Raw genomic sequence first — 12,903 nt, forward strand, 5'->3', positions numbered from 1 at the left:
CATGTCATCGACTTATGTACCTCCGCTGCTGCGGCCGATACGCCAGCTCAAGGCGGCGGGCAAAGCGCCCGTCGACATGCTCGCCCGCCTCGGCCACCAGGTGTTCTTCTTCCTGCGGTCCGTCGGCTCTATTCCGCTGGCGTTCAAGCAGTATCCGAAGGAGATCTGGCGCCTGCTCTCCGACGTCACGTGGGGAAACGGCAACATCGTCGTCGGTGGTGGAACCATCGGCGTCATCCTCATCATCAGCGCCTTCGGCGGCATGACCGTCGCCATCCAGGGCCACACCTCGCTCGACCTGCTCGGCCTGAGCCCGATCACCGGTGCCATCTCGGCCTTCGCCACCACCCGTGAACTCGGTCCGCTGCTCGCGGCGCTGGCGTTCGCGGCCCAGGCGGGCTGTCGATTCACCGCGCAATTGGGCGCCATGCGCATCTCCGAGGAGATCGACGCGCTCGACTCCATCGCCATCCGCCCGCTGCCCTACCTGGTCAGCACCCGGATGATGGCCGCGGTCATCGCGATCGTTCCGCTGTACTGCATCGGCCTGGTGATGGCCTATCTGTCCTGCGCGGTCACCGTGCAGCTCATCGGTGGCACCGCGGCGGGCACGTACTCGCACTACTTCTACCAATTCCTGGTACCGACGGACGTGCTGTACTCGCTGCTCAAGGCGATCATCTTCGTCATGATCACCACGTTCATCCAGTGCTACTACGGCTTCTTCGCCTCGGGTGGTCCCGAGGGCGTCGGCGTGGCCGCGGGCCGGGCGATCAAGATGTGCATCATCCTGGTCGTGTTCGCCGACCTGTTCATGACATTGGCGATCTGGGGCGTCGACCCCGGCATCAGGATCTCGGGGTAGGGCCAGATGATCATCGATCCCAGTGGGCGCGGCCCCACTATGAAACAGCTGTACGTCGCGGGCCTGTGCGGCCTGGTCGTCTTCGCTGTGATTCTCGCTTTCCTCATGGCCAGGTACCAGGGCTACTTCGTACCCAAGGTGAACGTGGCCGCGAACCTGTCGACCACCGGTGACGGGCTCCCGTCCAACGCCGACGTGAAGTTCCGCGGTGTGCTCGTCGGTACGGTGAAGGACGTCGACATCGTCGACCAGGGCGCCGTACAGAAGGTGAACATCGAGCTCAAGCCCGAGTTCGCCAAGGGCGTCCCGAGCAATGTCACCGCTCGCATCGTGCCGAGCAACCTGTTCGCGGTCACCTCGGTGGAACTGGTCTTCAACGGTGCCTCCGCCGACTACCTCGAAGAGGGTTCGGTCATCCAGGAGGACCGCAGCGAGGGCACCATCGCGCTGCAGGACACCCTCACCACGGTGCGCGACATCCTCAACGAGGTCGACCCGGTGCAGCTGGGTCGTGTGCTCGGCACCCTCACCCAGGCCCTCGACGGCAGCGGCCGCGTGCCCGGTTCGACCATCCAGCGCCTGGACGAGTGGATCACCACCGTCTCCGACGCTGGCCCGAACCTGGCAGGCATGCTCGACGACTTCTCGGCCTCGGCCAACGCGCTGAACCAGTCGGCGCCGGAACTGCTCGACGTGCTGGGCAGCTCGGTGCAGACCGCCAACACCATCGCCACCAAGCGCGATCAGCTGGTGGCGCTGCTGATGGGCGCGAGCGCGACCACCGACCGGGTCAACGACCTGTTCGCCAGCAACCCCGATGTGGGTAAAGAAGTAACCGTGGGCATGAACGCCACCCTCGGGGCCGTCGCGCACGAGCCGAGCTCGATCACCAAGACCTTCCAGGTGTTCGGTCCCTCGCTCGCCGCGCTGAACACCACCTTCCACGGTGGCCCCAGCGGCAAGCAGATGGTCTGGAACGCGGGCCTCACGTTCACCCCGTACCAGCCCAACACCGTCGCGGACTGCCCGCGCTACGGCGATCTGCTCGGTCCGAGCTGCTTCACCGCGCCCGCCGAGGTGAGCCTGCCGCCGCTCCCGGAGAAGCTGCGTCCACGGGCGCTCGACTCCGCCGCGGGTCTGCCGCCGCTGGTGAACATCCCTGGGCTGCCGCAGATTCCGGGCCTCACCATCCCGGCCGCACCGCTGCAGGCCGCCGCCGGAACCGAGATCACGCCGTTCGCCGGTACTCCGCTCGAGGGGCTCGTCCCGTCGTTCCAGATCCCGGGCCTGCCCGGTGCTGCGCCCGCCGCCGCACCCGCGCCTGCGCCCGCACCCGAGCAGGCACCCGCGGTGCCGTCGGGTACGCCCATCTCCTACCAGGGCAACGACGCCATCGTCGAACTCCTCGGCCGCAAACCGACGGTCTCCGAGCTGCTGCTGCTCGGTCCGATCATGAAGGGCGGAACTCTGACCGTGTACGAAAACGAGGGTGGCGTATGAGTATCCGCAAGCCACTGATCGGATTCAGCATCTTCGCGCTCGTCTCGATGCTCGTCATCGTGGTCGTGTGGAATACGCTCGCCCGTTCGGTAGACGGTGACACCCGCAAGTACACCGCCATCTTCACCGACGTCCTCGGGCTGCGCCCCGGCGACGACGTCCGGATGGCCGGTGTGCGTGTGGGCAAGGTCGAGAAGATCGAGCTCGACGGCAAGAACGACGCCAAGGTGTCGTTCATCGTGCAGAGCGACCAGGACGTCTTCGACGACACCAAAGCCCTTGTCCGCTACCAGAACCTGATCGGCCAGCGCTATGTGGCGCTCACCCCCGGCAAGTCGCCGAGCCCGCAGGTGCTGGCCAGCGGTTCGGTGATCCCGCTCGAGCGCACCGAGCCCTCGTTCGATATCTCCGCGCTGCTCAACGGTTTCCAGCCGCTGTTCCAGGCGCTGGAGCCGGCCCAGGTGAACGCGATGTCGGAAACGCTGATCCAGGCGTTGCAGGGTGACGGAGTCTCGTTGTCCTCCTTCATCATCCAGGCCGCACAGCTGGCCACCGACTTCCAGCGACGCGATGCCATCCTGAGCGATGTCATCACCAACCTGTCGGCGGTGATGGCCGGTCTGGCCAAGCGCGGCGACGAACTGGAGACCCTGGTGACCCAGACCCGCGCCCTGATCGGCGGGCTCTACGACCAGGGCCAGTCGCTGCAGAATTCGACGGCGACGCTGGCCGACGCCACCACCTCGCTGGTCGCGATGATGAGCAAGATCCAGCCGCAGCTGGCCGCTACGCAGAACTCCACCACCGCAGCACTGAACCTGTTGCTCGCCAACGGCGCCAAGCTCGACCAGGTGGCCATCGACATGCCGTCGATGCTCGCCGACCTCGGCCGCATGACCTCCGAAGGCACGCACGCCAACGCCTACCTGTGTGGTCTCGATGTCTCGCTGTACGGGGTGCTCTTCCCGCGCGGCCTGTTCAGCCAGATCGGTGGCACGTCGCACTCGGAGGTGTGCCGATGAGCAAGCTCAAGAAAACCTTCCTCGGCAACCGCAACTTCTGGCTCGGTGTCATCGGCTCGCTGGTGGTCGTGCTGTTGCTGGTCGGCTCGAGCATCCTGCAGTTCATCGGAATCGGTAAGCAGACCATCGATGCCGAGTTCGTGCAGGCCGCGGGCATCAGCACGGGCGACAAGGTCGCGGTGTCCGGTGTCCAGGTCGGCACGGTGTCGGGCGCCAAGATCGAGGGCGACCACGTGGTCATCACCCTCGACGTGGACTCGAGCATCAAGTTCGGACCCGACGCGCACGCCTCGATCAAGATGGCGACCCTGCTCGGTGCCCGCTACGTCGACCTGAAGCCGGGCGACGGATCGGGCTTGAAGAACGACACCATCCCGCGCTCCAACACCGATGTCCCCTACGACATCGCCGATGTGGTGCAGGTCGGTACCCCGAAGTTCGAGGCGCTGGACACCAAGAAGCTGGCCGCCTCGCTCAACACCATCAACGGCGAGCTCGGCGATTCGCCCGCGCTGGTCGCGCAGGCGCTCGACAGCGTCGGCGCGCTGGCCAAGGTGATCGATAAGCGCAAGGGCGAGGTCGACAGCCTGCTCAAGGATCTGGACCGCGTCACCCAGCTGCTCGCCGACAACCGCAACAGCGTGCTGCTCGTCATCACCCAGGGCGAGGCCATCGCCAGCCGGGTGATGGAACGGCAGAACCTGCTGCGTCAGCTGCTCGACAACATCGCCACCCTCACCCGTCAGCTCCAGGAGATCGGCGGGGAGAACGGCAACCAGTTCGCGGGCACCATCGGCCAGCTCAACACCATGGCCCAGGGGTTGCAGAAGAACAAGGACAACCTCGACAAGCTGTTGCAGATCGGGGCGCCGACCGCGCGCTACTTCAACAATGCGCTCGGCAACGGAAACTACGGCGATGTCGCGCTGCCGTGGATTCTCCCCGACAACTGGCTGTGCTTCGCACAGGTGATCCAAGGGTGCGCAGGATGAAACTGAACTTCCGTAGCGGAAAGGCGCTCGGCCGGGCTTTGCTGATCGGTGCGACCGCCTTGACCATCGGCAGCTGCTCGCTGCTGCCCAGCCAGGTGGACGACGCCCTCGGCCGCTCGACCAAGATCACCGCGGACTTCGAGAACATCGCGGGTATGTACGAGGGCAACGAGATCATGGTCCTCGGTCTGCCGGTGGGCAAGGTCGACAAGATCGTGCCCAAGGGCACCTTCGTCGAGGTTCACATGACCATCGAGTCGGGGGTGAAGATCCCCAAGGAGGCGATCGCCGCGATCATCTCCCCCTCGATCGTCACCGACCGCCATATCGAGATCACCCCGCCCTACACCGGTGGTGAGGCACTCGAGTCCGGTGACCACCTGCCCAAGGCGCGCACCAGGACCCCGGTCGAGCTGGACACGATGATCAAGACCATCGACCAGTTCGCCGCCGCGCTCAAGCCCGAAGAGGGCCAGGAAGGACTCGGCCCGCTCTCGGGCCGGGTGCTGTACCCGGTACTCAACGGCAACGGCCAGAAGATCCGCGAAACCCTCGATGCCCTGTCCTCGGCCCTGAAGGTCGGTATCGACAACAAGGACGCGATCTCCAACATCATCATCAAGCTCAACGAGCTCACCACGATGCTGGCCGACAACGACCAGTCGGTGCGCGACTTCAGCAACCAGGTCACCCAGATGTCGGGGCTGCTCGCCGAACAGGCCCCCGGCCTGCAGGCCACCCTCGACCAGCTCAACGGGTTCCTGGCCAACACCTCGACGATGTTCGGTGAGCACGCCGACGAGTTGTCGGCGTCGCTGACCGGGCTCACCACCGTCACCAACCAGTTGCGCGCCAACTCCCGTGACATGGTCGAGATCGTCGACGTCGTCCCGCTGCTGATGCAGAACATCGATGGCGCCATGAACAAGGAGAAGGGCTTCGTCCGGCTGCACGGTCTGATCGGCACCACCATGTCCGGCGAGATCGTCAGCCTGTTCTGTGAGCGCATCCAGATGAAGTCCGATGGTTGCCGCACCGGCAAGATGGAGGATTTCGGTCCCGACTACGGGTTCACCGCCGCACTGCTGGGACTCACGAAATGACCGGACCTATGACGAGGAAACTCCGCCGCAGCCTGCTTGCGGCCACCGCGCTCGCCACCGTGACCATCACCACCGGTTGCGGTTTCACCGTGGAAGATCTGCCGCTGCCCAAGCCGGGCGCCGAAGGCGACACCTACACCATCCACGCGGAGTTCGACAACGCGCTCAACCTGCCCGACCAGGCCAAGGTGAAGATCGGTGGTTCCGACGTCGGGGTGGTTTCCTCGATCAAGACCAAGAACTTCACGGCCATCGTCGACCTGCAGATCCGCTCCGACATCGACCTGCCCAAGGGCAGCACCGCCGAGTTGCGTCAGGCGACGCCCCTCGGTGACGTGTTCATCGCCCTGAACAGGCCGAAGAACAACACCGGCACCGGCGGAAACCTGGCCGAGGGTGACACCCTCACCCAGGAGTTCACCTCCGCGGGCGCCACCGTCGAGGAACTGCTGATCTCGGTGTCGATGCTGTTCAACGGCGGCGGTGTGGCCAGCCTCAGCAGGCTCGGCACCGAACTCGGTTCCATCCTCAACGGCCAGGGCGGCAACCTGGCGCACCTCATCACCCAGATGACCGGTGTCGTCGGCGAATTGAACAACAACAGCGCGCGCGTCGACGCGGTGCTCTCGGAGTTCAACACCCTGGCCAACACCATCGAGGCGAACAAGGCCCAGCTCGGTCAGGTGGCCGACACCCTGCCGCAGGCCATCGGCGCGATCGCCGAGAACAACCGGGCCATCGGCGATCTGCTCGCCAAGGTGTCGACGGCCAGCGCCGCGCTCGGTGACTACGCCAACACCACCGGTGACCAGCTCTCCGAACTGCTCACCAACCTCGACAACCTGATGAACGCCCTCGCGGCCTCCGGTGACAGCTTCGGTTACGTGATGGACCAGCTGATCGACATCAAGCCGAAGGTCACCGAGACCTTCCAGGGCAAGTCGCTCGCGCCGTACGCGACGCTGACGAACCTCGATGTGGGCCTGCTGACCGATCCGGCCAACAGCAAGTTCCCCGATATGAAGGACGTGAACGACTTCGTCGGCAGCTTCATCCAGGTGCTGCAGATCGTCCAGGGCCGAGTGGGAGGCCACCGATGAGCAAGGTCAAGAAGTTCTTCAGCAGCAAGATCGTGCTGGCGAACTCGGCGCTCGTCGTCGTGCTGATCATCGGCGCCAGCTACCTGCTGGTCAATGTGATGCGGGTGAACCCGCTGCGCTCGGAGTACGACGTCACTGTGACGCTCGACCGCTCCGGTGGCCTGCAGCCGGGCAACGACGTGACGCTGCGCGGACACCGGATCGGCAAGGTCGACACGGTGGAGCTCATCGACGAGGGCCAGGCCATCGCGGTCAAGGCCGTGATCGACAAGACCTACAAGATCCCTGTCGACACCATGATCCAGGTGGCGGCGCTGTCGGCGGCCGGTGAGCAGTACATCGACTTCCGGCCCAACAGCGACGCGGGCCCGTTCCTGCGTGACGGCGCGGTGATCGAGTACAACCCGGAGCAGATCAAGACGCCGGTCCCGGTGTGGGCCGTGCTCGACGATACGAGTGCGCTGATCGGGCAGGTCAATCCGCAGCAGTTCAAGACCATCCTCGCCGAGCTCGACATCGCGCTCGGTGCGGGTCCGGATCAGCTGCGCGGCCTGATCAACGGTGTGAGTCTGGCGGTGGCCGGCCTGCACAGCCTGCTGCCGCAGACGGTGAATCTCATCGCCAACCTGCGGGTGATCGCCGATACCACGTCGAACGCGCAGCCGGATCTGCAGACGCTCACCAGCAATTCGGGCACCCTGCTCGCGCAGTTCAACAACGCCAACGCCGAGCTGCAGAGCGTGCTCGACAACTCGCCTGCCCAGTTCGAGGCGCTCGGTGCGGTGCTGGACAAGACCGCCGATCCGATCAGCGGTCTGGCGGCGAATTTCGTGGCGATCACCCGGGCGGCGCAGCTGCGTCAGCCCGCCCTGCGGATGCTGTTCCCGACGCTGGCCCAGGGCCTCGGGGCCATCGCGGCGCCCGCGCACGACAACGAATTCCACACCGTCATCGATATCTGGCCGCGGCCGACCTGCTACTACAACACCGAATACCGGCGTAACGAGGAAGTCCAGGACGGGTCGATCCCGAAGTGGAACTACTGCATCAATCCGCCCGCGGACCAGCAGATTCGTGGTTCGGCCAACGCGCCGCGCCCGAATGTGCCGGACAACGGTGCGCAGATGCCGGCGGGTGTGGATCCCAACGAACGCACCCCGATTCCGGCCAAGTGAGACCATGCCCGGTCCTACGCTCCGGCGTGGGACCGGGCATACTCGGCGGGGGACACTGTGGCCCGCCTCACGGGCCAACGAACGAAGTCGGTGCGAGCGTGTGCCGGGAAAGAGCAGGATTGATCTAGATGACCAGCGACGACGCCGAGAGCAAGAAGGACGCTACCCCGGCGGAAAAGCCCGAATCGGCCGCTCCCGAGACCACCGCCGACGAGACGGTGAAGCTCGACAAGGCCGAGTCCGAGACGCCGAAGGCGGCCGAGACCGCCGCCACGGCGGCAGCGGCCCCCGCGGAGCCCGCCGCGTCGTCCGGGGGCAAACGCCCGGTCGGCTGGCTGGTCGCGGCGGGTACGGGTGTTGTCGCTGTCGGCGCGATCACCGCCGCGGTGGTGTTCTTCCTGCAGAGCAACGACCGGGGCGACAAGCTCGACGCCATCGAGGAGTCGACGAAGGCGGCCTGCGCCTACGGCCGGGTGGCCACCAACTACGACTACTCGAACAACATCGACAAGTACTTCGAGGACATGCGCTCGGGCTCCACCGGCGACATCAACCAGCAGTTCACCGAGGCGGGCGACCTGCTGAAGGACATGATGGTCGAGCGCAAGGTGAAGTCGCGTGGTGAGGACATCCAGTGCGCGTACCTCAGCGGCGGTGAGAACCAGGCCAAGGCCATGGTGACGCTGGCGCAGTACAGCTCCAACATCACCGGTGTCGAAGAGCCGCCGATGAACATCGCGATCGAGATGACCCTCGACCGCGAGGGCGACAAGTGGCTGGTGAGCAAGATGGAGTCGCCGGTGCTGAAGAACGGTGGCGGCCTGATGGGTGGCGTGCCGGGCGGAGCTCCGCAGCAGCCCGCACCGGAGACGCCTGCTCCGGCTCCCGCGCCCGGTAACTGATCGGGTAGTACGACAGTGCCTCCGGCGGAATCGATTCCGCCGGAGGCACTGCCGGTTGCGGACGCACTCCGGTCGCGCCGCGTCAGAACAGGGTGAGTGTTCCCGACGCTGTCGGCGCGACCGGCTTCCCCGTGGTCCGCGGCTGGATGGTTCGGCTGGTAACGGGTGTCGCGGCGTGTTCGTGGCCGTGTGCCGCGGCTTCCCTGGCGGCGATGCCCGCCAGCTTGTCGGCTTGCTCGTTGAAGTAGTTGCCCACGTGCCCGCGGACCCAGCGGAATCGCACGGGTCCTTCGCGGGTGGTGATGGCGCGGTCGATCTGCTTGATGATCTCGACGTTCTTCACCGCGCCGCCGGTGGAGGTGCGCCAGCCGTTGCGCCGCCAGCTGCCGATCCATTCCGAGGCGCATTTGATGGCGTATTGGGAGTCGCTCTCGATGAGCATCGGTTCGGTGCCGGGGTGGGCGAGGATGGCTTCGAGGACCGCGCGCAGTTCCGCGATCTGGTTGGTTCCGCTGGCCGCTCCCCCGCTGGCCACCGGTCCTTGATGATTCACCCAGGCCCAGCCGATGGCACCACCGGGATTGCGCAGGCAGGACCCGTCGGTGCTCACGATGATCATGACCGCCACCCTAGGCGATGCGGCCGACAAGATCGGTACCGTGGAATGCCTCTATCTCCCTTCGCAACCGCGATTCTGTGCGGCGCAGTGCCGATCTCGCGGCCGCGTCGACGAGGCCGTGGCACATGCGGCCGAACGCACCGCGTGGTGGTGGATAGCCGGCTTCGGCGGTCAGTACCGACCGTTCGTAGCCGAGTGGGTCGAACCGCAGTGTCACGGTTCCGTATACCCGCCCCCGCAGGGTATACCCGATCACCGCATCGCGCCGGTATTCGGTGATCTCGCAGGTGAGTGTCATCGGGATCACCCCGCCGAGGCGAACTTTCAGCGAACAGCTCGCGCCGAGTCCCTGTGCCGGTGCCGCGCCCTGTGTGGTGACGGAGGTGACGCCTGCCATCCAGTGTGCGAGGTGCTGGAAGTTCTCGGTATAGGCGAAGGCCGCGTCGGTGGGCGCGCCGACGTCGCTCGCGTACCTGATGTGGCCCACAGGCCAAAAATACTACAAGAATCCTATTTATTTGCTGGAAGCTGGATCTGGTCTACCAGGTATCGGGCGATCGGCATGGCCGAGGTGGCGGCGGGCGAGGGCGCGTTGAGGACATGGATGGATCGTGGCGTGCGCTCGATCAGGAAATCGTGCACGAGGGTGCCGTCGCGCAGCACGGCCTGCGCCCGGATGCCCGCGCGATGGGGCAGCAGGTCGGCGGTGCCGAGTTCCGGGCAGTACCGGCGGCATTCGGCCAGGTAGCCGCGTTTGAACACAGAGTTGCGCAGCTCACGCACCCCGGTGCGCAGGTGGGTGCGGGCCACCCGGTGCACGCCGGGGAAGCGCAGCACGTCGAGGGCGTCGCGCCCGTTCACGCTGCCCTTGCGGTAGCCCTCCCTGGCCAGCCCGAGCACCGCGTTGGGGCCGACGGTCAGGTCGCCGTCGATGGTCGGGCTCAGGTGCACGCCGAGGAACGGCAGGGCCGGATCGGGCACCGGATAGATCAGCGTCCGCACCAGTCCGGCGCGTTCGGCGGGCAGGCGGTAGTACTCGCCCCGGAACGGCACGATCCGGAAGTCGTTGCGGATTCCGGCCATTCGAGCCAGGCGATCGGCCTGCAAACCGGCGCAGACTACAAGAGTGTTCGCGACGACCGCACCACTCGGGCCGGAAACCGTGACAGCCGAGTCCGTTTCGACGATCGACTCGACGGTCGTGCCGACCATGATCCGGCCACCCATGTCCTGTACCTGCGCAGCCAGCGCGGCGGTGACCTTCGCGTAGTCGATGATGCCGGTGGCGGGCACGAAAAGTGCTCCGACACCTCGAATTCCGGGTTCCCGGCGGGACAGCTCCGCGGCATCGATGGCCTCCACCTCAACACCGTTGGCGATGGAGCGCTCGTAGAGGTCGAGCATCCGGGCGTGTTCGGTGGAATCGGTTGCCACCAGCAGCTTCCCGCACACCTCGAACGGAATGTCGTTGGCGGCGGCGAACTTCTTGGTCCACTGCGCGCCCGCGCGGCACAACCGGGCCTTGAGGCTGTCGGGCGGGTAGTAGATGCCGGAGTGGATCACGCCGCTGTTGTGCCCGGTCTGATGGGCGCCGAGCGAGTTCTCCTTCTCGATCAGCACCAGGCTCGCGCCGGGGTAGGCGCTCAGCAGGCGATGCGCGGTGGCGACACCGACGATGCCGCCACCGATCACGCAGAAGTCGTACACCCCGTCATGGGTACCGCCGGAAATCACACGCCGACGGTAGTCGGCTCTTCGACGGTTTCGGATCCGGGCTGGTCGCCGGGCGCTTCGATGCGCACGGTGTGCTGTCCGAGCGTGGGGTCCGAGAGCACGAGTTCCACCGCGCCCTTGCGGGTGTCGACCTCGGTGTGCAGCGAGGTGACTCCCACCGGTTCGGTGGTGATGCCGAGATACTTGCCGGCCTTGTTCAGCGCGTTCGTATCGACGGTGAAGCTGACGATGTCGGTGCGCGGCGTGGCGGCCTGGGCGCCGACATAGGTGGTGCCGATGCGCAGTCTGCCCTCGAGCGCCCGGCCGTCAAGTGCCTGGTTGCTCTGCGGTGTCGCGGCAGTGGCGGTCTGGTGCTTGACGGCCGGTGCCCGGCCTGCCTCGGGAACGAAGCGTTCGGTGGTCCAGGCCAGTTCGACCACGTCGTCGGCGACGGCGCGGACCGAGTCGTCGGCCCGCTGGTGTTCCCCCGGATCGGCGATATCGGCGGGGGCGGGGTTGTCGTGCGGCGGCACGAGCTGGGGCATGTTGTTGACGATGTAGGCACCCGCGGCCACGGTGAGGCAGAGGCTGGCGGCCCCGGCGGCCACCGTCGCGGACAGCCGCGCGATCTGTGCAGGTCGTTGTGCGGTCACGATGCAGTCCTCCCGGTGGGTGTGGATCTACCCGAGCGCTGTGCTCGCATCGTTGAAAGCCACGCGCTGATTTCCACGTTACGCCGGTGCTAGCTGGAGTTAGCACCCCTGATGCTGAGATCAGGGTCACATCTGAAACATGCGTGTATCGCACCTGGTGGGCACGCGTGTCGTCGGCGTGGTTGTTTTCCTCACGTCCGACGGGGTATTCCGGGAGTGCAGGCGAGCGTCATTCACGACTGCCACGGGCCTACCCCGGCCAACGTCGTCCGGGGCAGTCAGGAATGGCGCTCACGGACGACGCTCGCCTGTGTCTATTGGAGCGCTGGCGCGCTCGAGCGCGGCCCCTGGGGGGCCGCTACGCCGCTTCGCGGCGGACCCTCCTCGAGGTCGGGTCGTGCGGGGTTGGGAATGCGCTGATGGCGGACTTCACGTGAACTGATTTGGCTCTCGGCCGGGTCCAGGGGGGCCCGCGAAGGCTTGGGCGATGGTGAGCCAGTGGTCGGCGTCGGGGCCGTCGGTGGTCAGGGCGGTGTCTTCGCGGTGGCGGCGCTGGGTGGCTACCAGGCAGAAGTCGAGGGCTGGGCCCGATACTTTTTGGTTCGCGTCTTCGGGGCCCCAGGTCCAGAGGGTGCCGTCGGGGGCGGTGAGTTCTACGCGGAATTCTTCGGCCGGGCCGGATTCGCCGTGGACGGTGTAGGCGTAGTTCCTGGCTCGCACGCTGATGTGGGCGACGGTGCGCAGGCGGTCGGTGGGTGTTCGGGTGACGCCGAGTGCGTCGGCCACGTCCTGACCGTGCGCCCAGGTTTCCATGATGCGGGCCGAGATCATCGAGGCGGCGCTCATGGGCGGGCCGAACCAGGGCAGTTTGGTGCCGGGCGGGACGGCGGCCAGGGCGGCGATGAGCTGTTCGCGGCCCGCACGCCAGCGGGGCAGCAGGTCGGCGGGCGGAGTCTTCGCCAGTTCCTCGGCGGCCTCGTCGACGAAGGTGAACATCTTCGCGGCGGCCTCGGTGAGCAGCTCGGTGAACGCCGCGTTGTCGGTGGCGGCCAGGACGGAGACCTCGTCGGTCCAGGTCAGGTGGGCGATCTGGGTGGCGATGTCCCAGCCGGGAGCCGGTGTGGGGGTCTGCCACTGTTCGGGGGCGAGCGGGGCGACGAGTTTCTCGAGGTCCGCGCATTCGGCGGCGAAATCGTCGAGCAGCGCTGCGAGGTCAGCCATGTGATTCCTTGGGGCGAAGCGTTCGCGCCACCGGTCGG

Annotated in this window: 13 protein-coding genes; 8 read left to right on the forward strand and 5 right to left on the reverse strand. The window is 66.4% G+C overall.

Translation table 11 applies throughout. The features are described 5' to 3' along the window. The first annotated feature begins 1 nt into the window (after nt 1). The 8 genes from AB0F86_RS17145 to AB0F86_RS17180 all read left to right on the forward strand — a co-directional run bounded on the left by AB0F86_RS17145 (nt 2) and on the right by AB0F86_RS17180 (nt 8,659). Entirely contained in the window at nt 2–865 is an 864-nt protein-coding gene (locus tag AB0F86_RS17145; protein ID WP_181698552.1) for an ABC transporter permease, read from the forward strand. A 6-nt stretch (nt 866–871) separates the two neighbouring features. Continuing rightward, nucleotides 872–2,365 (forward strand): MCE family protein, encoded by a 1,494-nt coding sequence (locus AB0F86_RS17150; RefSeq protein WP_225281621.1) that lies wholly within the window; start codon nt 872–874, stop codon nt 2,363–2,365. After that, on the forward strand, nt 2,362–3,387 hold the full coding sequence (locus AB0F86_RS17155; RefSeq protein WP_181698553.1) for an MCE family protein: 1,026 nt from the start codon (nt 2,362–2,364) through the stop codon (nt 3,385–3,387). Before AB0F86_RS17150 ends, AB0F86_RS17155 begins: the two co-directional genes overlap by 4 nt. Continuing rightward, complete coding sequence (locus tag AB0F86_RS17160; RefSeq protein ID WP_356985412.1) at nt 3,384–4,379, forward strand: MCE family protein; 996 nt, start codon at nt 3,384–3,386, stop codon at nt 4,377–4,379. The genes AB0F86_RS17155 and AB0F86_RS17160 overlap by 4 nt, the downstream gene beginning before the upstream one ends. Next, a complete protein-coding gene (locus AB0F86_RS17165) occupies nt 4,376–5,482 on the forward strand; it encodes an MlaD family protein (RefSeq protein WP_356985413.1) in 1,107 nt (368 codons plus the stop codon). Before AB0F86_RS17160 ends, AB0F86_RS17165 begins: the two co-directional genes overlap by 4 nt. A gap of 8 nt (nt 5,483–5,490) precedes the next feature. Beyond that, nucleotides 5,491–6,582 (forward strand): MCE family protein, encoded by a 1,092-nt coding sequence (locus tag AB0F86_RS17170; RefSeq protein ID WP_356985414.1) that lies wholly within the window; start codon nt 5,491–5,493, stop codon nt 6,580–6,582. Beyond that, complete coding sequence (locus AB0F86_RS17175; protein WP_356985415.1) at nt 6,579–7,757, forward strand: MlaD family protein; 1,179 nt, start codon at nt 6,579–6,581, stop codon at nt 7,755–7,757. Before AB0F86_RS17170 ends, AB0F86_RS17175 begins: the two co-directional genes overlap by 4 nt. A gap of 128 nt (nt 7,758–7,885) precedes the next feature. Further along, nucleotides 7,886–8,659 (forward strand): hypothetical protein, encoded by a 774-nt coding sequence (locus AB0F86_RS17180; protein WP_356985416.1) that lies wholly within the window; start codon nt 7,886–7,888, stop codon nt 8,657–8,659. An 82-nt stretch (nt 8,660–8,741) separates the two neighbouring features. On the opposite strand, the gene AB0F86_RS17185 is transcribed toward AB0F86_RS17180, so the two are convergent. From AB0F86_RS17185 to AB0F86_RS17205, 5 genes are all read right to left on the reverse strand, one after another. Further along, nucleotides 8,742–9,278: a ribonuclease H gene (locus AB0F86_RS17185; protein ID WP_356985417.1), complete on the reverse strand. Its 537-nt coding sequence runs from the start codon at nt 9,276–9,278 to the stop codon at nt 8,742–8,744. Nucleotides 9,279–9,288: 10 nt separating this feature from the next. Then, nucleotides 9,289–9,765, reverse strand: coding sequence for an SRPBCC family protein (locus tag AB0F86_RS17190; protein ID WP_181698560.1), 477 nt, complete (start codon nt 9,763–9,765; stop codon nt 9,289–9,291). A gap of 23 nt (nt 9,766–9,788) precedes the next feature. Further along, nucleotides 9,789–11,012, reverse strand: a complete 1,224-nt coding sequence (gene lhgO, locus AB0F86_RS17195) for an L-2-hydroxyglutarate oxidase (RefSeq protein WP_356985418.1) — start codon at nt 11,010–11,012, stop codon at nt 9,789–9,791. Next, complete coding sequence (locus AB0F86_RS17200; protein ID WP_356985419.1) at nt 11,009–11,644, reverse strand: hypothetical protein; 636 nt, start codon at nt 11,642–11,644, stop codon at nt 11,009–11,011. The genes lhgO and AB0F86_RS17200 overlap by 4 nt, the downstream gene beginning before the upstream one ends. Nucleotides 11,645–12,073: 429 nt before the next feature. Continuing rightward, nucleotides 12,074–12,865 carry a TIGR03084 family metal-binding protein gene (locus tag AB0F86_RS17205; RefSeq protein WP_225281615.1) on the reverse strand — a complete coding sequence of 264 codons (792 nt, stop codon included), beginning with the start codon at nt 12,863–12,865 and terminating at the stop codon, nt 12,074–12,076. Nucleotides 12,866–12,903 lie beyond the last annotated feature (38 nt).

Source organism: Nocardia sp. NPDC023733, from assembly GCF_040639775.1.
Lineage (GTDB): Bacteria > Actinomycetota > Actinomycetes > Mycobacteriales > Mycobacteriaceae > Nocardia > Nocardia rosealba.